Consider the following 22,111-nt stretch of genomic DNA (forward strand, 5'->3'; position numbering starts at 1 on the left):
ACCGGCTGCGGCACATACCGACCATCAAAACGCGCAACAAGGAATCACATGGATCTCGGACTTGAAGACAAAACGGCACTCGTACTGGGCGCGGGCGGAGGCCTGGGTTCGGCTATCGCGCAAGCCCTGGCCCGGGAAGGCGCCCGGGTAGCCCTGGCCGACATCGACGACAAGGCCGCCGCCCACGCCGCCGCCGCGCTCGATCCCGCCAGGACACTGGCTTTGCCATGGGACCTGGCCGACCTCGACGGCATTGCAGGCCGCCTGGCCGCGATACGCGAAAAGCTCGGGCACATCGATATTCTCATCAACAATACCGGCGGCCCGGCGCCCTCGCCCGTCAACGGCCAGCCCACCGCCACGTGGCGCCAGCGCTTCGAAAGCATGGTGCTGCCCGTGATTGCGATCACCGATGCGGTGTTGCCGGCCATGCGTGAACGCCGCTGGGGCCGCATCGTCACCAGTACGTCGTCCGGCGTCATCGCCCCCATCCCCAATCTGGGCTTGTCCAATTCCCTGCGATCCACCCTGGTCGGCTGGTCGAAGACGCTGGCCCGCGAGGTCGCTGCCGACGGCATCACCGCCAACATCGTGGTGCCGGGCCGCATCGCGACAGACCGCATCCGCTTCCTCGATGAAGAAAAAGCCCGCCGGGAAAACAAGTCCGTCGACGACATCAGCAGGCAGAGTACCGCTGCCATTCCCGTCGGGCGCTACGGCGAGCCACAGGAATACGCCGACCTCGTGGCCTTTCTTGCCAGCCAGCGCGCGGCTTACATCACGGGATCCATCGTCCGCGTCGACGGTGGACTCATCTCCAGCATCTGAACCTTCCACGTAGGCCCAATCCGCTCATGGACATCCAAACCACGCCCCTGGCTCCCCACATCGTCGAGACGCTTTCCCAGGTCACCACCGCGACGCTGACGACGATTCTCTTCAAGAAAGGCCTGCGCAACATCTGGATCCGGCAGACGGCGCCCCTGATGCCAGGACAGAAGCGTATCGTCGGTCCCGCATTCACGCTGCGCTTCATCCCGCAACGGGAAGACATCACTTCGCCCGCCTCGTGGTCTTCGCCTACGTCCACGCGGGCCGCCGTGGAAGCCATGCCGGCCGGATGTGTCGCCATCGCCGACACCGCGGGCATCGTCGACAGCGGGATCTTCGGCGACATCCTTTGCGCCCGCATGCACCAGCGCGGCGTAGCCGGGCTGGTCACCGCCGGCGCCGTGCGCGACCGCGCCGGCATCCAGGTTGCCGGACTGCCCGTCTGGAGCAGCGGTGTTTCCGCGCCGCCCGCCGTAGCGCAACTGGCCTTCGTCGGCTGGCAGGATGCCATCGGCTGCGGCGGCGTCGCCGTCATGCCCAATGACATCATCGTGGCCGACGAGGACGGCGCCATCGTCATCCCGGCGGCCTTGCTTGACGACGTACTGGAGACGGCACTCGACCAGGAGCAGACCGAAGCCTGGATCCTGGACGAGGTCCGCAAGGGCGCACCGCTGACGGGCCTGTATCCGATGAACGAAGAAAACAAGGCCCGCTACGCGGCCTCCCGGCGCGGTAGCTAAGTAGCCGCGGCCAGGCCGCCGGGCGCAGCCGGACTCAGGGCGCGGGCGCCCGGACCCGCCCCCGTCCGGCATGCTCCATGTCCTCCGCCGGCGGCGGCACGCCGTCCGGCGCGGGCATGCCTGCCGCGGGAATGATGCGGGCCGGCACGCCGACCGCGGTCGCGCCGGCGGGAATGTCCCGCAGGACGACGCTGCCCGCGCCAATGCGTGCGCGCGCGCCCACGGTAATGTTGCCCAACAGCACCGCCCCCGCCCCGATCAGGACACCCGTGCCGATCTTCGGGTGGCGCTCGCCGGCATGCTTGCCCGTACCGCCCAAGGTCACGTTCTGCATGATGGACACGCCATCCGCGATGCTGGCCGTCTCGCCGATGACGATGCCGGTGACGTGATCCAGCATGACCTCCGCGCCCACCTGGCAGGCGGGATGGATGTCGACACTGAACACCCGCCCCGCCATCTCCTGCAGGTAGCGCGCCATATCCGGCCTGCCGTCCAGCCACAGGCTGCCGGCCAGGCGATGCGCCAGCAAGGCCTTGAATCCCTTGTGATGCAGGACCACGTCAAGGGCGCCGCGGCTGGCGGGATCCCGCCTCAGGATGGCGGCGACATCGCCCACGGCCAACTGCAGAAGCTGGGGCGCATGCCGATACTGCCCCAGAAACAGATTGGTGAGCCTGGCGGCGTTGATGTCCGCGTCGGCCAGGCGGCCGCCCAGCAATCTGGCCAGCCACCCTGCCAGGCTCGGCGCCGGACCGGCAAGCCGGCGCAAGGCCGGACCGAGGATAGGCTCTCGCTGGGCGAGTTCGAACGACGCGTCGAGCAGGACGTCCAGCAGTGCCTGCGCCGAGCCAGGCCGCACGGCGGTCTCGTTCATGCGGCGCGTATATCCGCGACGAACTTCCTGGCGCGGGGATGTTCCGGTGCCTGGAAGAATGCCTGGGGTTCGGCGCGCTCCAGCACCCGGCCATCGGCCATGAACCACACCCGATCGGCCACTTCCCGGGCGAAGCCCATCTCATGGGTCACGCAGATCATGGTCATGCCCTCGCGAGCAAGCTCCTTCATGACCTGCAGCACCTCGCCGACCATCTCCGGATCCAGCGCGCTGGTGGGTTCGTCGAACAGCATCACGGGAGGCTCCATCGCCAAGGCCCGCGCGATGGCCACGCGCTGCTGCTGGCCGCCCGACAGTTGCGTCGGATAGGCATCGGCCTTGTGCGCCAGCCCGACCCGTTCCAGCAGCGCATGCGCCTGCGACTTCGCTTGCTGGCGCGTCTTGCGGCGCAACTGCACAGGGGCAAGCATGATGTTGTCGAGTACGGACAGGTGGGGAAACAGATTGAACTGCTGGAAGACGAAGCCTATGCGCGAACGCAGGCCGTTCACATTGACGCCGTCCGCCGCGACGTTCTCGCCATTCACCTCGATGCGGCCGCCTTGTATCGGCTCCAGCCGATTGACCGTGCGGATCAGCGTGGACTTGCCGGACCCGGATGGACCGCACACCACCACCACTTCGCCGGCGTTGACTTCTTCGTTGATGTTGTCGAGCGCCTGGTAATCGCCATAGCGCTTGTTCACGGCGATGAATCTGATCATGCGGAAGCCTCCGTCAGGGGAGCTTGGGCGATGGGCCGATTGCGGCGCAGCGTCACCCGACGCTCAAGTAATTTCGAGAGCCGGCTGAGCGCGTAGCACAGCACGAAATAAATACCCGCCAGGATCAGGTAGACCCGCAGCGGTTGAGTCAGCAGTTGCGCGTTGATCTGGGTGGCGGCAAAGGTTGCCTCGTGCGCGCCCACGATATAAGCCAGGGATGTGTCCTTCACGATCATGATGAACTGGTTCACGATACTGGGCAGGCAATTGAATAGCGCCTGCGGCAGGATCACATGGCGCACGGTCTTCCAATACCCCAGGCCCAGGGCGCGGGACGCTTCCATCTGGCCCGCGGGCAACGCCGCGATGGCGCCCCGTATGGCCTCGCCCAGGAAGGCCGCCTCATAGACGATGAGTGCCGCCACCACCGTCACCGAAGCCGGCGCATCGAAGCCCGTCAGCAAAGGCAGGACGAAGTACGCCCAGAAAATGAGCAGGAGCAGCGGAATGCCACGGATCACATAGACGTACACGGCGGCAACGCGGCGTATCGGCGTGCAGGTCGAACGGCGCGCCAACGCGACCAGGATGGCCAGGGGAAACGCCAGCACCAAAGCCGCCAGCGACATGAGCAGCGTCAGCGCGACGCCGCCCAGGGGACCATGGGGAGCCTGCCCGATCAACAGCGACAGGCCGAAGCGGTCGAGAATATCCAGCATGTCCTTACCTCGTCGCCAGGCGGTTTTGCAGCCACTCGCCGCAAGCCATCAGGCTGAGGGTGCAGGCGAGATACAGCACGGTGGGAACCAGATAGGACGCGAAGGTCGCATACGTTGCGCCGTCGATCTGCCGGGCGATGTACATCATCTCGGCAACGCCTATCGCCATGGCCAGGCTGGTCGCCTTGAACAGGCTGATGGCCTGGTTGATCAGGGCCGGCAGGGATGCCCGTACGGCCTGCGGCATCAGCACCCTGCGCAAGGTCGTCACGTAACTCAATCCCAGCGCCCTGGAGGCTTCGTATTGGCCGTGCGGCACGGCACGGAAGCCGCTGCGCAGGTCTTCCGAGATATAGGCGGCCGCATTCAGCGTGAGCGCGACCACCGCGAAGAAGAAGCCGCTCAGATGCGCGTCGGTCCATCCTGTCCAGGATTGCGGGAACAGTTGCGGAACGCCGAAATACCAGACCATGAACTGCACGATCGCGGGCACGTTGCGGTGGTAACCGACGAAGACTTGCACCAGCAGCGACGGCACCCTGCCGACGAAGTGCAGCGATGCCAGGACGGCGCCCAGCAAGAACGCGGCCACCGCGGACCAGGCGAACAGCTTCAAGGTGACACCCAGGCCCTGCAGGAATAGCAGCATGACATCCCGCTGCTGCAGGATGTCAAACGAGGAAGAGGAAAACATGATGACTCCCTGCCAGTCCCCGGCGCGGCGCCGCCGCCCCGGAGAGCTACTCGATTACTGGGCCTGGATCTGCGCCAGGGGAGTCACTTTCCGGTCGCGCTTCAGCTTGTACTCCGTGTCCGGGCCGAACCATTTATCCCAGATCACCTGCAGCTTGCCGGAAGTCTCCAGATCGTCCAACGCCTTGTTGACGGCTCCCAGCAAGGCGGTCTCGCCCTTCTTCACACCGATGCACTCCGGCTCCCAATGCAGCACCTCGTCCATGAAGACGACGCCACCCTGCGAACGGTTGCGAAAACCGATGCCCGCGCCTTGCGAGATGGCCATCGCCTGGACCTTGTTCTGTTGCAGCGCCAGGTAGGCGGCCGGGCCGTCGTCGAACGTCATGACCTCGGTATCCTTCAAGGCCTGGCGCGCGAACAGTTCCGGCGTCGACGCGCGGATGGCACTGACCTTCCTGCCCTTGAGATCGGCGAAGGTCTTGTACGGACCATCCTTCTTCACCAGCAGGGGAATGGGCGTCTGGTAGTACGCAGAAGAAAACTCCACCTGCTTGGCGCGGTCGGCCGTGTAGCCCAGGGCCGCGGCGACGATGTCGACACGGCCCGTGCTCACCGCCGGTATGCGCGCGGCCACGGAAACCGTGCTGATCTGCAGTTGCACGCCCAGGCTGTCGGCAATGGCGGCGCAGATATCGACATCGAAGCCGGCGGGCTTGCGCGTGGCGGGATCCTCGAAACCCAGCGGCACCAGGTCACCGAACACCCCGCACACCAAGGTTTTCCTGGCCTTGATGTCCGCCAGTTGATCGGCTGACGCCGCGCCGCAGATCGTGAATGCCAACAAAGCGGCAGTGATGATTTTTTTCATGGATATTCCCCTTGGAAGGTTGTTGCACGACGATGGAGGGTGTGGGTCGGTCAGGTCAGGTCAGGGCACGGCAGGCTTCAAGAATGCGTTGGCAGGCTTTTTCGATGACGTCCATCGAAGTGGCGAAGGAAATACGGAACGCGGGCGAGACACCGTAGGCGGCGCCCTGCACGGTGGCGACCTTGAACTCGTCCAGCAGGTACATGACGAAGTCGCTGTCGTTCTCGATCACCTTGCCGGCAGGCGTGCGCTTGCCGATGAAGGCCGCGCAGGACGGATAGACGTAGAACGCGCCGGCCGGGGTCGGGCAAGCCAGCCCATGCTGGCCGTCCAGTTTGCGCACGATGTAGTCGCGGCGGCGCTGATATTCCGCGCGCCAGGCCTCGAAGAAGTCCAGCGGCGCCTGCAGCGCGGCAATGGCGGCGGCCTGGCTCACCGCGGCAGGATTGCCGCTGGTCTGCGATTGCAGTTTCTCCATGGCCTTGATGAGGTCGCGCGGCCCGGCGGCGTAGCCGATGCGCCAGCCCGTCATCGCGAATGTCTTGGACACGCCGTTGACCGTCAGCGTGCGGTCCGCCAGCCGCGGATTGACTTGCGCGAAGGTCGCGTAGGGTACATCGTCATAGCGCACATGCTCGTAGATGTCGTCCGTCAACACCCGCACATGCGGATGGCGCGCCAGTTCCTCGCCCAAGCCGCGCAGTTCGTCTTCGGTATAGATGGCACCGCTGGGATTGTTGGGGGAGTTCAGCACCAGCCATTTCGTGCGCGGGCCGATGGCGGCGCGCAACTGGGCGGCCGAGATCTTGAAGCCGCGGGCGGCATCGGTCGGGATGAAGACCGGCTTGCCGCCATTGAGCTTGACGATATCCGGATAGGAAACCCAGTAAGGCGCGGGCACGATCACCTCGTCGCCGGGATTCACCGAGCAGGTGAAGGCGTTGTACAGCACCTGCTTGGCGCCGGCGCCGACCGACACCTGATGAGGGGTGACCGCCAGGCCATTCTCGCGGGAAAACTTCTCACAGATCGCGCGTTTCAATGCCAGCGTGCCGTCGACCGCGGTGTAGCGGGTTTCGCCCGCCAGCAAGGCCTTGTGCGCCGCCTCGATAATGAACGGCGGGGTGGGGAAATCCGGCTCGCCCGCGGCCATATTGCAGACATCCTGGCCCTCGGCGATGAGGGCCTTGGCACGATTCATGGCCGAGATACTGGGCGACGGCTGTATCAAGTCCAGCCGATCTGCTATCCATTGCATAAGGTTAGATCCTGGTGGGAAAGTCGCCGTACTGTGCGGCGGCCCCAATAGGATCGTCAATGGAATAATTAGCGCAAATAAGATTCCCTTAGGGAATCCAATAGCGACTCCCCTATGACCTTGTCGCGCCGGTCCCGGCGCGACTATCCGAGGATGCGAGAAAACCCCTAGGCCCCATCCGCATTGCGCGGACGGCAGGCAGTGTCCATGGAAAAAAACAACCACCCGCAGGTGGTTGGTTTTGCGTGCTCGGCTTAGCCGGCGCGATTTGCACCGACGCAAGCGCGGAGACAGGGGTTCTTCAGACCACGACGCGGTCGGACAGTACGGGGGCCGCAGGCAGCAGCTCCGCGCGGATTTTTCGCCATTGCAGTTCGAGCGTCTCGGCGTCGATGTCGTCAGCCTGGCAGGCGTCCGAGCCGAAGGCATCCTCGTCCGCCGGTTCCGCATCGTCGAGGCAGGTGATATCCCCCCAACGATCCAGGATCTCTTCGCAGATCGAGTCTGAAAGCCCCGTCAGGTTCTCCACGATGGCAGTCGGAGATACCCCCTCGCGCAGGCAGTAGTCCACGTCGAACACGGCTCGAACATGTTCGGCCAGCAATTCGAGAGGCCAGCACTGCTGCCCCTCCTGGCCACAGCTCATGCATTTGCCCGGTTTTCCACTGGCGGCGATTTGTTCCGACAGGAAGTGGTCTGTCACACAGTCAGCGCAGATGGATAGATACGCGTCGGTCATGGGCACTCGCTGTCTCTCACAGCGCTCGGAGAAGGCTTACCCGGTCGGGGCAATAACTGCGCCAGCCGGGTCCGAAGCATCGCGGACTGTCGAGTGCACGCCCATGGCCATAACAGACCCAAGGCTACAAATATGCACTCCCGTACTGGAAGTTACACATTGTATGCTTAAGTTTATAACTGCGATATTGGGAGAAGTACCCCCCGGGTTTTTGCTCAGGGGCGCAGGGACGCGCGGCGGCCGGGCTCCGGGGAGGCGCAGGATGCCGAGCCAGGGCGACGCAGGCGGAGGCGGCCGCCTGCCCCGCGCAATACCCGTTATCTAGTAGCTGACCACGCCATCCTTGGCATCGCCGACCAGCGAGCGGGCCCAGCGGCGGGCCGGCAGGCCATAGGTCGACTCGACCACCTCCGCCCGGGCCAGCAGGTCGGCAGCAGGAATGGCGATGGGCGGGCCGGAGAACGCCAGCACGATGCGGTTGCCGGCGTCGATTTCCGGCAACAAGGCCAGGCGGCCGTTGAACGCCGCGCTCAGGTTGTCGATATTGCGGGGAAAACTGTCGTGTTCGCCAAACAGGTTGACGGCCAGGATGCCGGTGTCCCCCAGCACGCGCCGGCAGTCGCGATAGAACTTCACCGAATCGCGCACCGGACCGCGCGCCTGGGCATCGTACAGATCCACCATCAACACGGGGCAGCTACCGGCATTCACCGGATCGCCCACCCACACGCCGGCGTCCGCATGCTCGATCGTCAGGCGGGACGAACCCGGCAGGCGGAAGAACATATAGCAGGCCCCGGTCACCTTGTGATTCCACTCCACCGCCACCACCGGGCTGCGCGTGCGCTTCAGGCAGAAGCGCGCCAGCGAGCCCGCCCCCAGGCCCAGCAGGCCGATGGCCTGTTCGCGCGGCGGCTCCAGGAACAACAGCCAGGCCATCATCTGCGCCGTGTATTCGAGCACCAGCTCGGCGGGATCCTGCAGGCGCATGGCGCCCTGGATCCAGTCGGTATTGAAGTGCAGGTAACGCACGCCATCCGATTCGGAGATGGTCGGCTGGTCCAGTTCGGAGGGTTGCGTACCGCGGTTTTGGCGTGGGCCCGACATCTTGCTTATCAAATCCTCTCGAAAATCGCGGCGATGCCCTGCCCGCCGCCTATGCACATCGTCACCAGGGCATAACGGCCCTGCACGCGCTGCAGTTCATACAGCGCCTTGACGGTGATGATGGCACCCGTCGCGCCCACCGGATGGCCCAGCGCGATGCCGCTGCCGTTGGGATTGACGCGCGCCGGATCCATGCCCAGTTCGCGGGTCACCGCGCAGGCCTGGGCCGCGAAGGCTTCGTTGGCCTCGATCACGTCCATCTGGTCTATCTTCAGGCCGGCTTTCTTCAGCGCGACCGTGGTGGCCGGCACCGGACCGATGCCCATGTACTTCGGGTCGACCCCGGCATGGCCATACGCCACCAGGCGCGCCAACGGACGCACGCCGCGGCGTTGCGCCACGTCCGCCGTCATCATCACCACGGCGGCGGCGCCGTCGTTGATGCCAGACGCGTTGCCGGCCGTGACGGTGCCGTTTTCCTTCTGGAACACCGGCTTCAGGCCGCTCAGCGATTCCAGCGTGGCGTCGCGGCGCACGTGTTCGTCCTGCTCGAAACGGATCTCGCCCTTGCGGGTCTTGATGACCACCGGCACGATCTGTTCCTTGAAATAGCCGGCGTCGATGGCCGCGGCCGCGCGGCGATGCGATTCCAGCGCCAGCGCGTCCTGGTCGGCGCGGCTCACGCCATACTTGGCCGCGACGTTCTCCGCCGTCACGCCCATGTGGATGCGGTCGAAGGGATCGGTCAAGGCGCCGGTCATCATGTCGGTGAAGGTGCTGTCGCCCATGCGAGCGCCCCAGCGCAAGGCCGGCGCGATGTAGGGGCTGCGGCTCATGGCCTCGGCGCCCGCGCCCACGGCGATCTCGGCATCGCCCAGCATCAGCGTCTGCGCCGCCGACACGATGGCCTGCAGGCCCGAACCGCACAGGCGATTGACGTTGAAGGCCGGCGTGCCCAGGCCGACGCCGGCATTCACCGCCGCCACGCGCGCCAGGTACATGTCGCGCGTTTCCGTATTGATGACGTGGCCCACCGCCACATGGCCGACCTCTTCGCCCGCCACGCCGGCGCGCTCCAGCGCCGCGCGTATGACGGTGGCGCCCAGATCGATGGGCGGCACATCCTTGAGGGCCCCGCCGAAAGTGCCGATCGCGGTACGCGCGCCGGCAGCGATGATGACTTCATTCATGATTTGTCTCCTGATGCGACGACGCGCCGCCACGGTGCGAAGACCGTGGCGGCGCGCCGGATCACAATGATAAGCGCAGTGCAGTCAAGCAACACTGCCCGGGACGACACCTTTCAGCCGATACCTTTCAGCCGAAAGGTTCAGCCGATACTACTCACCGGCCAGTGTTCTTCGCGCTGACACCGTTGGCCATGCCCATGTCCGTATTGGGCACGTCCTGGACGATCACCCGTACGTTCTCTCCATCGACGCCGAGCGTGCTGCCGGCAGCCTGGGTCAGGGCGGTGAACATGGCCTGCTTCTGCGCCTCGTCGCGCCCCACGATCATGTGAACGTGGAACACCACCGAATCGCGCCCGGCCTCGCCTCCCACCATGATGTCTTCGCGCGCAACGTCATGCAGCATCAAACGCACGCTGCGCAGCGGCGCGCCCAGGCTGTCGACCACGGCCTGCGAGGCAGCCGTCAGCAGGGCCTTCTTTTGTTGCGCCGACGGACCGGCGGTGATGTAGGCGTGTATGGTAGGCATGTCTGCTCCGGTGTTTTAGGTCGTGAATGGCCAGGACCGGATCGTACGACCGGGCCCTGTCCGAATACAAGTACAAGGACAACTACGAGGCCCGAATCTTACGATCAGGCCTTGTCCGCATACATATAGTCGCGCCGCCAAGGATAGGCCAGGTCGGACGGCATATCCAGTTCATCGCTGCGGCCGGTGGCCAGATGCTGGCCGACGATCTGGTGCAGGGCGATCCAGCCGTGCTCGAACGCCATGGCGCAGCCGGCCAGGTACAGGCGATATGCGCGCAGGGAACGGGCGCCAGCGTCGCCGCTGAGCAGCTTGCTGGCCTCGTCCAGGCGCGCTTCCAGCTGGTCGCTCCACGCCCACAAGGTACGGGCGTAGTGCGGCCGCAGGTTCTCCATGTCGGTCGCTTCCAGCCCGCCCAGGGCCATGGCTTCCTGCACATGGCTGACGTGCGTCAGCTCGCCGCCGGGGAAGATGTACTTTTCGATGAACTCGCCCATGCCATTGCCCAGCTCGGCGTTATGCACGCCGCCCGCCGTGATGCCATGGTTCATCACCAGCCCGCCCGGCCGCAACAGGCGGCGCAGCTTGGCGAAGTAGTCCGGCAGTTGGGCACGGCCCACGTGTTCGAACATGCCGACCGAGGAAATCTTGTCGAAAGGCGCCGTCTCGTCGAGTTTGCGGTAATCGAGCAGCTCCATGCGCACGCGGCCTTGCAAGCCCTTTTCCTGGATCAGCCGATTGACGTAGGCGTGCTGGTTGCGCGACAGCGTGATGCCGGTGGCATCGACGTTGTAGTTCTCGGCCGCCCACAGCAGCAGGCCGCCCCAGCCCGCGCCGACGTCGAGGAAGCGCTCGCCCTCGTGCAGGCGCAGCTTGCGACAGATGTGGTCCAGCTTGGCTTCCTGCGCCTGCGCCAGGTTCATCTGCGGCGTACGATAGTAGGCGCAGGAATAGACCCGGCGCGGGTCCAGCCACAAGGCGTAGAAGTCGTCGGAAAGGTCGTAGTGGAATTCGATCTGCTTGGCATCGCGCTCGACGGAGTGACGCCACACCGAAACCACGCGCCGCACCAGTTCGGTCAGCCAGCCGCCGCGCGCGGCGTCGACGGGGGAACCGGGCAGCATTTCCGCGGCGGCGCGCATGACATCGTGCATATTGCCCTCGATGTCGATGCGGCCCTCGACGTAGTCCTGGCCAAGCACGCCGACGTCGCCGGCGGCCAGGTGCGCCAGGGCGCCTTTGTCGTGTGCAACGAATCGCACTCGGGGGTCGGCCGCGCCGACTCTCGTGCCATCCGGCATCTCTAGTTGAACAGGTACGGAAATGGCTTCAAGCTTGCTGCCGATGGCGGACAACAGAGGATTCACGACACTCAACCCAGGAAGATTTGACTGAGGGACTTTATCGGAATTTGTTTCCGTTTTGAACCCAGTTTTTACGTGATACATTTGCCCGCTTGGTGTTGCGAAATTTGTCCCTGTATGACACTCAACTTTCAGAGTCATTTCAGGCGACCTCTGCTTACGCAACACTCCACCGCTCGCAGTTCCCCTGCTCCCGCTCATGCCTGCCTCATTACCGACTCGCAGCTTTCCCGGATGGTTGATCCTGATGGGGGCGCTGACGGCGATCGGTCCGTTCTCCATCGACCTTTACCTGCCCGCCTTCCCCGCCATCGCGGCCGGCCTGCAGGTCTCGCAAGGTGATGTCGAACGGACCATGGCCGCGTACCTGGTCGGGCTGGCGGGCGCGCAGATTTTCTACGGTCCGCTGGCCGACCGCTATGGCCGCAAGCCGCCGCTGCTGGTCGGCCTGGCGATTTACGTCGTGGCCTCGCTGGGCTGTGCGCTGTCGAGCGACATCGCCAGCCTGACCGCGTGGCGGGCGGCGCAGGCCTTGGGTGGCGCCGCGGGCATCGTGATTCCCCGCGCGGTGATTCGCGACCACTACGAAACGCAGGAGGCGGCGCGCGCCATGTCCCTGCTGTTGTTGATCATGGGCCTGGCCCCCATCCTGGCGCCGTTGATCGGCGGACAACTGCTGCTGATCACCGGCTGGCGGGGCGTGTTCGGCCTGATGCTGGCCACGGGCGTGATCCTGATGGCGGCGATTCTGCTGAACATGCGTGAATCACTGCCGCCCGAACGCGTCGTGCCCTTGAACTGGCGCACCATCGCCAGCAACTACAACGCCCTGGTGCGCCACCGCGGGTTCATGGCGCACAGCCTGGCCGGCGGCTTCGGGCAGGCCGGCATGTTCGCGTACATCGTCGGGTCGCCGCGCGTCTTCATCGACATCTATCACGTCGATCCGCAGCACTACGGCCTGTTGTTCGGCTTGAACGCCATGGGCTTGATCCTCGGCTCCCAGGTCAGCGCCCGCCTGCTGCGCCGGCTGACGCCGCAGACACTGCAACGGCGCGCGCTGCGCACCCTGGCGCTGGCCAGCCTGGCGGCACTGCTGATCACACTGGCCGGGTGGATGACGCTGCCGCTGCTCATGGCCTGCCTGATCGGCTATATGAGCAGCCAGGGCTTCGTCAATCCGAACTCGGCGGCGTTGGCCTTGTCCGACCAACGCAAGCGCCTGGGCGCGGCCTCGGCGTTGATGGGAACCTTGCAGCTGTCCTGCGGCGCGCTGGCCGGCCTGTTCGTCAGCCTGTGGCAGAGCGACACCCCGCTGCCCCTGACCACCGTGCTGGCGGTGTGCGCCTGCCTGTCCTGGCTGTCCGGCCAGATCGCGCGCAGGGCGTCCGATCCGGTTGCCGGCTGAGGCAGCGGTGGCATCCGAGCCCGGCCCGGGGGCCGGCATGCGCCTTTTTTGCGCACCAGCTTGACCGACCGTTCCTTTCCATATTAGAATCGCGGTCTTATCGAAGTTTTACCCGTGCCTGCTACTATGCTTTGTAGCCGGGCACTCCGACCCCCGCTGGCTGCGGAATACAGCTAGGGGCAATGAAAGCGCAACATCCTTTCATTGTCCGACGGCGCAGGGAATCGGCGGGCACAAGCACTTGGCGATCGAATCCCGACTGGCCTGGCGACAACGCCGGTCGATGTGGAAACGGTACCGACATCCCGACGGGATGGCCAGCGCAAGGCTGGCGGCTTGAAGTCCCGTCCATCCCCTCCCGCCTTTGCTGTTCATGCGGCACGCATAGAACCAAAAAGGTACGAATCATGGCACGTAAATGCCAAGTTACGGGCAAGGGCCCGATGGTGGGCAACAACGTTTCCCACGCCAACAACAAGACGAAGCGCCGCTTCCTGCCCAACCTGCAATCGCGCCGGTTCTGGGTTGAAAGCGAAAACCGCTGGGTGCGTCTGCGCGTGACGACCCGGGCCCTGCGCACCATCGACAAGAACGGCATCGACGCCGTCCTGGCCGACATGCGCGCCCGCGGCGAACGCGTCTAAGCGACCGTCACCCGCGTCTGAACCCACTACTTCTTCCAGGAGCGCGACATGGCCAAAGGCATCCGCGAAAAAATCAAGCTCGAGTCGACCGCCGGCACGGGCCATTTCTACACCACCACGAAAAACAAGCGCAACATGCCGGAAAAAATGCTGATCAAGAAATTTGATCCGGTTGCCCGCAAGCACGTGGACTACAAGGAAACCAAGCTCAAGTAATCGAGCCTGGATTTCGCCCAGAACGGGCCGGCGCAGATTCTGCGCCGGCCCGTTTTGTTTTGCTTTCACGCCCTCGCTGCGGTAATCCCGTTGCGACCAGGGAACAGGGAGATTTTTCGCACAGACAAAGGAGACCTCGACGGCCAAGATGCGCCGGTCCGCGTGCCGCAATCCGAATCCGGCGCGAGTTTTATCGAATCGATCATGACCGACCTCTCCTTGCCCTCCCCGCCCTCCCAGGGCAGCGCCCGCGCATTGGCCAGCCGGGAAACCCTGCGCCTGTCGCTGCTGCTGGTCGCTCACAGCATGGTCTGGATCGTCGGCGCGTGGCTGTATCGCACCAACCTCGACACCGCCGCGGACATGCTGGAAAACTATGTCTGGGGTATCGAATGGCAGCCCGGCTACTACAAGCACCCGCCCGCCTTCGCGTGGATGGCCGCCAGCTGGTTCAAGATCTTTCCCCGTACCGACCTGGCGTATTTCGCGCTCTCCAGCTGCAACGCCACGCTGGGCCTGTGCGGCATCGTGGCGCTGGCGCGGCGCTTCCTGCCCATGCGCGATGCCCTCATCGTCGGGCTGGCGATGGCGGTGACGCCGATCTACACGACGCTGGCCATCAAGTTCAATGCCAACACGGTTTTGCTGTCCTTGTGGCCCTGGGCAGCCTATTTCTTCGTGCGCTATGTGCAGACCGGCACCTGGAAGTCGGCGCTGGCGCTGGGCGCGGCGGCTGCCCTGGCGATGCTGGGCAAGTATTTTTCCATCACCCTGCTGGCGGGCCTGGGCCTGGCCGGCCTGTCGCGCCCGGCATGGCGCGCGCAATTGCTGCGGCCGCGCACGCTGCTGGCCGTGCTGGCCGGCACGGTGGTGCTGGGACCGCACCTGGTCTGGCTGGTACAGAACGACTTCCCCACCTTCGCCTACGCGGATGAACGCATCCAGGAGATCAGCGACCCTTTCCACGTGATGCTGCTGGAGAAAATCCCTTATTCACTGGCGCAGCTCGCCTACCTGTTGCCCGCCATGGCTTTCCTGGCACTGTTGATGCCGCGCCAGCGCCTGGCGGCGGTGGGGGCCATGCTGCGGTCCATCTTGCGGCCGTCGCTGGATCGCAACCTGTGGTGGCTGTCCATGGGCACCTTCTTCGCGGTCTGCGCCGTGTCGGTGGTGACGCGCACGCATCTGTCCTCGTTGTGGGGCAATACGCAATGGTTTGCCATCGTGGCGTTCTGGCTGGTCATCCTGCAACAGCGCGGCTTTGAACTGGACACCCGAGGCGTCGTGCGCGGCATGACGGTGTATTGGGTGTTCGTGCTGGCCCTGTCGGCCCTGCTGGGTTTCACGGAAGCGGCGCGCCACCATCGCGGAGCGATCGAGCCGCGCGCGGAACTGGCCCACGCCGCGCGCCAGCTGTGGCAGGAACGGGTGGGACTGCCGCTGGACATCGTCACCGGCAACGACAAGGAAGCCAAGGCAATCGCCTTTTACGGCAACGACCTGACGCATTATTGGGACATGTACGAGCCGGCCAACACGCCGTGGGTGGCGCGCGCCGACGTGATGCGCGAGGGTGCGCTCTTCGTCTGCCGCGGCAGCGACGACCGCTGCAACAAGATCGCCGCCGCCTTCACCCGCGCGCGGGCCATCCCCATGAGCGTGCACAAGCGGGCCTGGGGCCTGCGCCTGCCGGACTACGGCTACAACGTGTACCTGCTGCCGCCGGACGGCTGGCACGAGGCCGCGGATCGGGCCAGGACCGGATCGAAGACCGCGTCCTGAAGCCTCCGGACGGTTATAGTAGGCCGCGATCGGCGCCGCCACTGGCTGGCGCCGGTACGTTCCACTTCCGGGCCGGTTCATCCATGACGTTTTTCTCTTTGCCACGCCTGCGTTGGCTGGCGACACTTTGCCTGCTGTCTTCCACGCTGGGCGCCAGCGCCGCGCCGGCAGCACCCGCGCGCGGCAAGCCGGCCAAGGCCGCGCCGGCCCCCGCGCCCGTGCCGGTTCTGCGCATAGGCGAAATCAACACGTACAAGAAGCAGCCTGATTTCTCCCTGCCCTATCGGCAAGGCTGGGAACTGGCGCTGGCACAGATCAATGCGGATGGCGGTTTGCTGGGCCAGAAAGTGGAGATCCTGTCGCGCGACGACCAGGGCGTGGTCGACGATGCGGTGAAGGCGGCGCAGGCGCTGGTGACGCAGGACAAGGTCACCGCGCTCTTCGGCGGCTATTCGTCCGAGGTCGGCCTGGGGCTGGCTCATTACGCTGTCGAGAACAAGGTCTTTTATCTGGCGGTAGCGCCCTTGACGCAGCGCCTGACCTGGCAGGAAGGCAATGCCTACACCTGGCGCCTGCGCCCGGCCGCCTGGATGCAGGCCGCCGCGGTGGCGCCCAAGGCACTGGGGCAGCGCAAGCCCCGCTGGGCGCTGGTGTATCGCGACGACGAATCGGACCGCGCCACGGCCGACGCCTTCAAGTCGCTGATGAAGACCTTCCAGAAGGTGGAGTTCGTCTACGACAAGCCGCAAGCCAAGGACAAGTTCGACGCGGAAGCCCTGGTGACGGCGATTGCGCAGACCAAGCCGGATGCGATATTCAATATGCTGACGGGGGAGGCCTTGCGGCTGTTCGTCGGCGCCGGCAACGCGCAGCAGCTGTTCGAACAGCGGCCCGTCGTTTCCCTGTTCACCGGCGACCCGGAAAACCTGCAGGCGCTGGGCGGCCTGGCGCCGGCCGACTGGATCGTCACCGGCTATCCCCGTGACGCCGTCGACACGCCGGCCAACCGGGATTTCGTCAAGGCCTACATTGACAAGTACGGCAGTCCGCCGCAAACGGCGTCGGTGCTGGGGTATTCAGCCCTGATGTCACTGGCGGCCGGCATCAAGCGCGCCGGCTCGGCCGATGCGGAGAAGCTCACGGCAGCCTTTGCCAAACTGGCGGTGGCCACGCCCTTTGGCGACATCGAATATCGCGCCATCGATCACCAATCCACGCTGGGGACCTGGCTGGGCTACACCAGCCGCGTCGACGGCGTCGATGGCATGGACCGCTACGTCTACCTGGGCGGCGCGCGCCTGCAGCCACTGGACGAACACATCCGCCGCCTGCGTCCGGACACTGGCGAACGCTGGCCCCGGGATACGGTGGAAGCGGCCAGCGCCGCCGCCGCCGGTGCCACTGCCGCATCGACGACTGCGGCGCCGACGGGTATCAATCCATCGGCCGGCGCCGCGAGCCTGCCCGCGCCGGGAAATCACTTGGCGCCGCGCCGGCGGCTGGATACCAATAACGGCACTGACGGTGACCACGGCGAAGAGAGCGACCCACCGGTCACTACCCCCGGCGACGGCTCGCCCGCTTCCACGGCGGGATCGGCGGCCACGCCCATCATGAAAGTGGCCCCGGCGATCCTCGTCCCGCCCGCCGGCATGAATCGCACGCATGCGCCACAAGCCCTGCCGGCGTGGCCCGGCGGCCTGACCGACGAGCGCTCACCGCTGCTACCACCCGTGCGCTGAACCACACGGCCGACCATGGGCCCGCGGTGGCAAGCCATGGTTTGGCCGCCGGCCGCGCCTGCGGTCTGGCGATCGGAGACCGCCAATCGCATGGCGTCGCCCCTGGACCGCGGCTATCAAGACTCCAGCAAATGACGGCGCAGTTCGTTAAGGGTCTTGATCATCTCGCCCGCCTCTTCCAGGCTGCATTGGGCAGCCTTGCCCACGCCCAGCGGCACCGCACCCGCCTTGCGCTTCAAGGCGCGGCCGGCATCGGTCAACGACACGATCACCTGCCGTTCATCGGCCACTGATCGCGCCCTGGCGATGCAACCGGCCGCCTCCAGCCGTTTCAGCAGCGGCGTCAGCGTGGCGGAATCCAGGAACAGCCGCTCGCCGATGGCCGACACGGTCACGCCGTCCTGCTCCCACAACACCAGCATCACCAGGTATTGCGGATAAGTCAGGCCCATGTCCGCCAGCAGGCGGCGATACACCTTGCTCATCGCCAGCTGCGTCGAATACAGGGAAAAACAGAGCTGGTTGTCCAGCAGCAGGGCTGCCGCGCCGTCCAGCTTGGGAGGAGAAGAGTGTGCCATGGCTCGATAGTAGATCGCGCGCGATGCAAGTGCCAGCCGCCGTCACGGCGGCGCAGCGTTTACGCCAGGACTCACGCCCAATCCATCATTCCTACGAAATATTCTGCCGTTTTTGGAAAGATGCTTTCTATTCCTACGGGTTTATCCTAGGATTCATTCGGCTCAGAATGCACGGCATGGATGAAACGCATAGCGCCCGATTACGACGCACAGCGCCACGCTAACAAGCGCGATCCCGATACCAAGCCAACAATTCACGGAGAGCCAATCATGAAAACCCGTACCCTGAGCCTGGGCGTTGCCGCCCTGTCGTTTGCCCTGATGGGCGCCGCCCACGCTGGTCCCGCCGGCTTCGGCGACACCGATAACCAGCCCTTCCAAGGTGTTTATGGTGCGTCGGAAGGCCACTCGCTGAGCCGCGCCGAAGTGGTTCAACAACTGCAGCAAGCCAAGGCCGCCGGCTACCAGACCGTCGCCGAACTGAATGCCACGCCCTTCCAGGCCGGCGCCGACAGCAATGTGACGCGTGCCCAGGTTGCCCAGCAGGTCGAAGCCGCCCCCGGCGCCACCGCCTTCGGCGATCCCAACAACCAGCCTTTCCAAGGCGTGTACGCCAGCACCCCGTCGAACACGCAATCGGCCCAGGCCAACGACGGCACCTACGTCCGTTAAAGCTGGCTGGGCAATCCCTCAAAAGGGGGTTGCCCGCCGGACCGGCGACGTTTTCTATCGCCAAAGCACAAAGGCCGTCCGCGACATACGCGGACGGCCTTTGGCTTTTGCTGCACCAACGTTCAGGCGCGCGGCACTGTGCTGAGCGTCGCTGCCTGAAGTTCCACCCCAGGCTCCGTGCTGAGAGCCCGTGGCGAAACGCCGGGTGACCGCCCGACTGCTTCCTCAAACGATGGTCAACGTCACGTCGATGTTGCCACGCGTGGCGTTCGAGTACGGGCAAACGGTGTGCGCCTTCTCGACCAGCTCGTGCGCCTTGGCGGCGTCCACGCCCGGCAGGGAAATCTTCAGTTCCACTTCGATGCCGAAGCCGCCGGGAATCTGGCCAATACCCACTTCGCCGGTGATGCTGGCGTCGGCGGGCAGCGCGAATTTTTCCTGGCTGGCAACGAACTTCAGCGCGCCGATGAAGCAAGCCGAATAGCCGGCCGCGAACAATTGCTCGGGATTGGTGCCGTTGCCGCCAGCGCCGCCCAATTCACGCGGCGTGGTCAATTTCACATCCAGCACGTTGTCCGACGAGACGGCCCGGCCGTCACGGCCGCCGGTTGCAGTGGCTTGAGCGCGATACAGAACTTTTTCGATCGACATGGAAGACTCCGTTTTGCAAATGTGTAGATGCAGGATAGCTGCTGGTTGAAGATCGCCCCGATCGCGCCGGGCCGGCTTGTCCGTCCCGTGTCCGCTGCGATTCGTGCGTCCATGTGTGCATATTAAATAGCGCGCTATTCTTTTGCAAGCGATTTTTTAACGCGATTAGTTCTGCGCAAAAAAAAAGCGGCCGCAGGATCGCTCCCGCGGCCGCGCCTGGTGTCAGGTCACCGCCCCTCCTGCTCGTCCGCCTCTTCCGGCGCAGCGGTATCGGGCGCAGCGGCATTGGCATCGTTACCGGCGCCCTCGGCATTGCCTTGCTGCTTGCTGCCCGCATGGCGCTTGGCCGCGGCCGCGCGCGCTTCCTGTGAATTGAATCGGTGGGCCTTGCCCAGGCGGTGCGCGGCGCGCCCCCCTTGTGCAGCGATTTCTCGCTGGAATTCAGGCCCCATTGCAGCAAAACCTCGTGGCTTGCGCGGCGCTTTTTGCTCGGTGTTGTCGGTCATGTCTATGCCCCTGTAGGTGTCTCACGGCCAGTTGCGATGACTGCATCGTCCCTACCAACCCAATCAGCATGCCCGGTGGATTTTCCGGACACATCAAGGATCAGCAAGGTTTACGCCGTCATGTAGGGCTTACCGCGGCGCGGCAAACCCCTAGTCAGGTTGTTCCCGACGGCACTTTCATCGGCCTGTTCCTCAGCCGCGACTTGTCCGCCTCACATGCCGAGTAAGCAAGCGGCAAGCCCAAGAATCCCTCAGGTAACGGCTTAGGCCATTTGACACGGCCCTCCCAGACGACTATCTTCACGTCGAAATACTTTACGTCAAAATACTTTGCCATGACTTTGCCTTCCTCCGACAACGCCGACTTCGTCGATCACATCCTTGCCCAATGGAGCACGGCGCGGCCCGATCTGCCCATCGGCCCGATGGCCGTCTTCAGCCGGCTGTTCCGCCTGCAGGCCGTGGCGTCGCGCGATATCGACCGCAGCCTGCGGCCCCTTGGCGTGAATCCCGGCGAGTTCGACGTCATCGCCACCCTGACCCGCCATGGACCGCCCCACGCATTGAGCCCGCAGCAGCTGGCCGAATCGATGCTGTTGTCCTCCGGGGCAATGACCAACCGCCTCGACCGCCTGGAGCAAGCCGGCCTGGTGGCGCGCCAACCCAATCCCGACGACCGCCGTGGCGTCATCGTCACCTTGACCAAACGGGGGCAGCAAACCGCCGACGCGGTGTTGCGCGCCTACCTGGGCGTCCTCGACCAGATGCTGGCCCCCCTGCCACCCGCCCGCCGCGACGCCCTGGCCGGCCTGCTACGCGAATTGCTGCTGGCGCATGACCAGCAGGCGCCCGGCGGGATAAAGCCTTGAAGGCCTCGAATTCACGGGCGCCGATTTCACGCTTGTTGAATCCAGCGTATTGAATCCAGCTCATTGAATTCACGACTATCGAATTCACGCTTCCTGATTCCTCACATGACTCATCCCCACACTTCCGCTCCGCCGCTCCTGACCCACGCCATGGTGCTGCTGATGGCCGTTGCCACCGGCGTGATCGTCGCCAGTAACTACTACGCCCAACCCCTGCTGCACGCCATCGGCAATGAATTCGGCGTCGGCTCGACAGGCACCGCGCTTATCGTCACCGTGGCGCAAAGCAGCTACGCCGTCGGCCTGATGCTGCTGGTACCGCTGGGCGATCGCCTGGAACGGCGCGGCTTGATCACCCGCCTGACGCTGATCGCGGCCGCCGGCCAGGCGCTCGTGGCGTACGGCCCCGGCATGGGCAGCGTGCTGGCCGGCACGGCCATCACCGGCGCCACGTCGGTGGTCGCCCAGGTCATGGTGCCCTTCGCCGCCACCCTGGCGGCGCCCCAGGAACGGGGCCGGGTGGTCGGCACCATCATGAGCGGCCTGCTGCTGGGCATCCTGCTGGGCCGCACCGTATCGGGCCTGCTGTCCGACCTGGGCAGCTGGCGCACGGTCTACCAGGTGGCCGCCGTCCTGCTGGTCCTGGTCGCGGCCAGCCTGCGGTGGGTGCTGCCGCGCCACGCCGGGACGTCGACCATGGGCTACATCGCCCTGCTGCGCTCGGTCGGCACGCTGTTCGTGCAAGAACCGCAGTTCCGCGCGCGCAGCCTGATCGGCGGGCTGACCTTCGCCCAGTTCAGCGTGCTGTGGACCTCGCTGACCTTCCTGCTGGTGAATCCTCCCTACGGCTATTCGAACAGCACCATTGGCCTGTTCGGGCTGGCCGGCGCGGTCGGCGCCGGGGCGGCACGCATCTTCGGCCGCATGGCCGACCGCGGCCACGCCAACCGCAGCACCCGCTTCGGCCTGTGGCTGCTGCTGCTTTCCTGGCCCCTGCTGTGGTGGGGTGGCGCCTCGGTCCTGGCCCTGCTGGCGGGCATCCTGGTGCTGGACCTGGCCATCCAGGCCGTGCATATCACCAACCAGACCTGCATCTACCGCTTGCAGCCGGACGCCCGCAGCCGTCTGGCGGCCGGTTACATGACCTCCTACTTCATCGGCGGGGCGGCGGGCTCGCTGGCTTCGGCGGCGGCTTATACCCACGGCGGCTGGATGGGCGTCTGCCTGCTGGGACTGGGATTCAGCCTGGTGGCGCTGCTGTATGGCAGCCTGGCACCGAACGCCCGGGCGCAAGAAATCGCCGTCGAAACAGCCCCTCGCCCTAAGGCGGCCTAGCAGAACCTATAATCGAGGGTTTTGATCGTCCGCCGCCCGGGCCCGGTCCCCGGCGGCCCCTT

General features: G+C 65.3%; 24 protein-coding genes. 10 read left to right on the forward strand and 14 right to left on the reverse strand.

Annotated features, from left to right (window positions below):
• Nucleotides 1-48: 48 nt before the first annotated feature.
• Together CEY05_RS10230 and CEY05_RS10235 are read left to right on the forward strand one after the other, a co-directional pair.
• On the forward strand, nt 49-828 hold the full coding sequence (locus CEY05_RS10230; protein ID WP_088598354.1) for an SDR family oxidoreductase: 780 nt from the start codon (nt 49-51) through the stop codon (nt 826-828).
• Between the two features lie 26 nt (nt 829-854).
• Entirely contained in the window at nt 855-1,574 is a 720-nt protein-coding gene (locus CEY05_RS10235; protein WP_088598355.1) for a ribonuclease activity regulator RraA, read from the forward strand.
• A gap of 34 nt (nt 1,575-1,608) precedes the next feature.
• Here CEY05_RS10235 and epsC read toward each other — a convergent pair whose 3' ends face one another.
• From epsC to CEY05_RS10290, 11 genes are all read right to left on the reverse strand, one after another.
• Nucleotides 1,609-2,451, reverse strand: coding sequence for a serine O-acetyltransferase EpsC (epsC, locus tag CEY05_RS10240; protein ID WP_088598356.1), 843 nt, complete (start codon nt 2,449-2,451; stop codon nt 1,609-1,611).
• Entirely contained in the window at nt 2,448-3,176 is a 729-nt protein-coding gene (locus CEY05_RS10245; RefSeq protein WP_088598357.1) for an amino acid ABC transporter ATP-binding protein, read from the reverse strand. Before CEY05_RS10245 ends, epsC begins: the two co-directional genes overlap by 4 nt.
• Nucleotides 3,173-3,895 (reverse strand): amino acid ABC transporter permease, encoded by a 723-nt coding sequence (locus CEY05_RS10250; protein WP_088598358.1) that lies wholly within the window; start codon nt 3,893-3,895, stop codon nt 3,173-3,175. The genes CEY05_RS10245 and CEY05_RS10250 overlap by 4 nt, the downstream gene beginning before the upstream one ends.
• Nucleotides 3,896-3,899: 4 nt before the next feature.
• Nucleotides 3,900-4,589: an amino acid ABC transporter permease gene (locus CEY05_RS10255; RefSeq protein WP_088598359.1), complete on the reverse strand. Its 690-nt coding sequence runs from the start codon at nt 4,587-4,589 to the stop codon at nt 3,900-3,902.
• Between the two features lie 54 nt (nt 4,590-4,643).
• Nucleotides 4,644-5,459: a transporter substrate-binding domain-containing protein gene (locus CEY05_RS10260; RefSeq protein WP_088598360.1), complete on the reverse strand. Its 816-nt coding sequence runs from the start codon at nt 5,457-5,459 to the stop codon at nt 4,644-4,646.
• 55 nt (nt 5,460-5,514) lie between these two features.
• Entirely contained in the window at nt 5,515-6,717 is a 1,203-nt protein-coding gene (locus CEY05_RS10265; RefSeq protein ID WP_088598361.1) for a pyridoxal phosphate-dependent aminotransferase, read from the reverse strand.
• Nucleotides 6,718-7,018: 301 nt separating this feature from the next.
• Complete coding sequence (locus tag CEY05_RS10270; RefSeq protein WP_143220358.1) at nt 7,019-7,456, reverse strand: hypothetical protein; 438 nt, start codon at nt 7,454-7,456, stop codon at nt 7,019-7,021.
• 321 nt (nt 7,457-7,777) lie between these two features.
• Complete coding sequence (locus CEY05_RS10275) at nt 7,778-8,563, reverse strand: spermidine synthase (protein ID WP_088598363.1); 786 nt, start codon at nt 8,561-8,563, stop codon at nt 7,778-7,780.
• Nucleotides 8,564-8,571: 8 nt separating this feature from the next.
• On the reverse strand, nt 8,572-9,753 hold the full coding sequence (locus CEY05_RS10280) for an acetyl-CoA C-acyltransferase family protein (RefSeq protein WP_088598364.1): 1,182 nt from the start codon (nt 9,751-9,753) through the stop codon (nt 8,572-8,574).
• Nucleotides 9,754-9,907: 154 nt separating this feature from the next.
• Nucleotides 9,908-10,282, reverse strand: coding sequence for a tautomerase family protein (locus tag CEY05_RS10285; RefSeq protein WP_088598365.1), 375 nt, complete (start codon nt 10,280-10,282; stop codon nt 9,908-9,910).
• 104 nt (nt 10,283-10,386) lie between these two features.
• The gene (locus CEY05_RS10290; protein WP_088598366.1) at nt 10,387-11,649 is read right to left on the reverse strand and encodes a class I SAM-dependent methyltransferase; all 1,263 of its coding nucleotides are present in this window, start codon (nt 11,647-11,649) and stop codon (nt 10,387-10,389) included.
• Nucleotides 11,650-11,845: 196 nt separating this feature from the next.
• Between CEY05_RS10290 and CEY05_RS10295 the strand changes: the two genes are divergently transcribed.
• The 5 genes from CEY05_RS10295 to CEY05_RS10315 all read left to right on the forward strand — a co-directional run bounded on the left by CEY05_RS10295 (nt 11,846) and on the right by CEY05_RS10315 (nt 17,438).
• On the forward strand, nt 11,846-13,054 hold the full coding sequence (locus tag CEY05_RS10295; protein WP_233161448.1) for a Bcr/CflA family multidrug efflux MFS transporter: 1,209 nt from the start codon (nt 11,846-11,848) through the stop codon (nt 13,052-13,054).
• Between the two features lie 407 nt (nt 13,055-13,461).
• Nucleotides 13,462-13,698, forward strand: coding sequence for a 50S ribosomal protein L28 (rpmB, locus tag CEY05_RS10300; protein ID WP_088598368.1), 237 nt, complete (start codon nt 13,462-13,464; stop codon nt 13,696-13,698).
• Nucleotides 13,699-13,746: 48 nt separating this feature from the next.
• A complete protein-coding gene (gene rpmG, locus CEY05_RS10305; protein ID WP_003810296.1) occupies nt 13,747-13,914 on the forward strand; it encodes a 50S ribosomal protein L33 in 168 nt (55 codons plus the stop codon).
• Between the two features lie 204 nt (nt 13,915-14,118).
• Nucleotides 14,119-15,696, forward strand: coding sequence for a glycosyltransferase family 39 protein (locus CEY05_RS10310; protein ID WP_143220360.1), 1,578 nt, complete (start codon nt 14,119-14,121; stop codon nt 15,694-15,696).
• Between the two features lie 83 nt (nt 15,697-15,779).
• Nucleotides 15,780-17,438 (forward strand): ABC transporter substrate-binding protein, encoded by a 1,659-nt coding sequence (locus tag CEY05_RS10315; protein ID WP_088598370.1) that lies wholly within the window; start codon nt 15,780-15,782, stop codon nt 17,436-17,438.
• Nucleotides 17,439-17,554: 116 nt separating this feature from the next.
• Here the strand turns inward: CEY05_RS10315 and CEY05_RS10320 are convergent, their stop codons facing one another.
• The gene (locus CEY05_RS10320) at nt 17,555-18,016 is read right to left on the reverse strand and encodes a MarR family winged helix-turn-helix transcriptional regulator (RefSeq protein ID WP_088598371.1); all 462 of its coding nucleotides are present in this window, start codon (nt 18,014-18,016) and stop codon (nt 17,555-17,557) included.
• Nucleotides 18,017-18,286: 270 nt separating this feature from the next.
• On the opposite strand from CEY05_RS10320, the gene CEY05_RS10325 reads away from it, so the two are divergent.
• A complete protein-coding gene (locus tag CEY05_RS10325) occupies nt 18,287-18,688 on the forward strand; it encodes a DUF4148 domain-containing protein (RefSeq protein ID WP_158219312.1) in 402 nt (133 codons plus the stop codon).
• A gap of 225 nt (nt 18,689-18,913) precedes the next feature.
• Here CEY05_RS10325 and CEY05_RS10330 read toward each other — a convergent pair whose 3' ends face one another.
• Nucleotides 18,914-19,339, reverse strand: a complete 426-nt coding sequence (locus tag CEY05_RS10330; protein WP_088598373.1) for an organic hydroperoxide resistance protein — start codon at nt 19,337-19,339, stop codon at nt 18,914-18,916.
• A gap of 227 nt (nt 19,340-19,566) precedes the next feature.
• Nucleotides 19,567-19,845 (reverse strand): KGG domain-containing protein, encoded by a 279-nt coding sequence (locus CEY05_RS10335; protein ID WP_088598374.1) that lies wholly within the window; start codon nt 19,843-19,845, stop codon nt 19,567-19,569.
• A 335-nt stretch (nt 19,846-20,180) separates the two neighbouring features.
• On the opposite strand from CEY05_RS10335, the gene CEY05_RS10345 reads away from it, so the two are divergent.
• Together CEY05_RS10345 and CEY05_RS10350 are read left to right on the forward strand one after the other, a co-directional pair.
• Nucleotides 20,181-20,714 (forward strand): MarR family winged helix-turn-helix transcriptional regulator, encoded by a 534-nt coding sequence (locus tag CEY05_RS10345; protein WP_088598376.1) that lies wholly within the window; start codon nt 20,181-20,183, stop codon nt 20,712-20,714.
• Between the two features lie 105 nt (nt 20,715-20,819).
• Nucleotides 20,820-22,049, forward strand: a complete 1,230-nt coding sequence (locus tag CEY05_RS10350; protein ID WP_088598377.1) for an MFS transporter — start codon at nt 20,820-20,822, stop codon at nt 22,047-22,049.
• Nucleotides 22,050-22,111 lie beyond the last annotated feature (62 nt).

Source organism: Achromobacter sp. HZ34 (assembly GCF_002209485.1).
In the GTDB taxonomy this organism is placed as follows: Bacteria; Pseudomonadota; Gammaproteobacteria; order Burkholderiales; family Burkholderiaceae_B; genus Bordetella_C.

Coding starts and splice junctions, on each gene's coding strand:
- CEY05_RS10260 (WP_088598360.1), bottom strand. CDS start 5,459: ATGAAAAAAATCATCACTGCCGCTTTGTTGGCATTCACGATCTGCGGC.
- CEY05_RS10235 (WP_088598355.1), top strand. CDS start 855: ATGGACATCCAAACCACGCCCCTGGCTCCCCACATCGTCGAGACGCTT.
- CEY05_RS10245 (WP_088598357.1), bottom strand. CDS start 3,176: ATGATCAGATTCATCGCCGTGAACAAGCGCTATGGCGATTACCAGGCG.
- CEY05_RS10250 (WP_088598358.1), bottom strand. CDS start 3,895: ATGCTGGATATTCTCGACCGCTTCGGCCTGTCGCTGTTGATCGGGCAG.
- rpmB (WP_088598368.1), top strand. CDS start 13,462: ATGGCACGTAAATGCCAAGTTACGGGCAAGGGCCCGATGGTGGGCAAC.
- CEY05_RS10345 (WP_088598376.1), top strand. CDS start 20,181: ATGACTTTGCCTTCCTCCGACAACGCCGACTTCGTCGATCACATCCTT.
- CEY05_RS10330 (WP_088598373.1), bottom strand. CDS start 19,339: ATGTCGATCGAAAAAGTTCTGTATCGCGCTCAAGCCACTGCAACCGGC.
- CEY05_RS10255 (WP_088598359.1), bottom strand. CDS start 4,589: ATGTTTTCCTCTTCCTCGTTTGACATCCTGCAGCAGCGGGATGTCATG.
- epsC (WP_088598356.1), bottom strand. CDS start 2,451: ATGAACGAGACCGCCGTGCGGCCTGGCTCGGCGCAGGCACTGCTGGAC.
- rpmG (WP_003810296.1), top strand. CDS start 13,747: ATGGCCAAAGGCATCCGCGAAAAAATCAAGCTCGAGTCGACCGCCGGC.
- CEY05_RS10315 (WP_088598370.1), top strand. CDS start 15,780: ATGACGTTTTTCTCTTTGCCACGCCTGCGTTGGCTGGCGACACTTTGC.
- CEY05_RS10325 (WP_158219312.1), top strand. CDS start 18,287: ATGAAAACCCGTACCCTGAGCCTGGGCGTTGCCGCCCTGTCGTTTGCC.
- CEY05_RS10265 (WP_088598361.1), bottom strand. CDS start 6,717: ATGCAATGGATAGCAGATCGGCTGGACTTGATACAGCCGTCGCCCAGT.
- CEY05_RS10350 (WP_088598377.1), top strand. CDS start 20,820: ATGACTCATCCCCACACTTCCGCTCCGCCGCTCCTGACCCACGCCATG.
- CEY05_RS10270 (WP_143220358.1), bottom strand. CDS start 7,456: ATGACCGACGCGTATCTATCCATCTGCGCTGACTGTGTGACAGACCAC.
- CEY05_RS10335 (WP_088598374.1), bottom strand. CDS start 19,845: ATGACCGACAACACCGAGCAAAAAGCGCCGCGCAAGCCACGAGGTTTT.
- CEY05_RS10310 (WP_143220360.1), top strand. CDS start 14,119: ATGACCGACCTCTCCTTGCCCTCCCCGCCCTCCCAGGGCAGCGCCCGC.
- CEY05_RS10295 (WP_233161448.1), top strand. CDS start 11,846: ATGCCTGCCTCATTACCGACTCGCAGCTTTCCCGGATGGTTGATCCTG.
- CEY05_RS10320 (WP_088598371.1), bottom strand. CDS start 18,016: ATGGCACACTCTTCTCCTCCCAAGCTGGACGGCGCGGCAGCCCTGCTG.
- CEY05_RS10280 (WP_088598364.1), bottom strand. CDS start 9,753: ATGAATGAAGTCATCATCGCTGCCGGCGCGCGTACCGCGATCGGCACT.
- CEY05_RS10285 (WP_088598365.1), bottom strand. CDS start 10,282: ATGCCTACCATACACGCCTACATCACCGCCGGTCCGTCGGCGCAACAA.
- CEY05_RS10230 (WP_088598354.1), top strand. CDS start 49: ATGGATCTCGGACTTGAAGACAAAACGGCACTCGTACTGGGCGCGGGC.
- CEY05_RS10275 (WP_088598363.1), bottom strand. CDS start 8,563: ATGTCGGGCCCACGCCAAAACCGCGGTACGCAACCCTCCGAACTGGAC.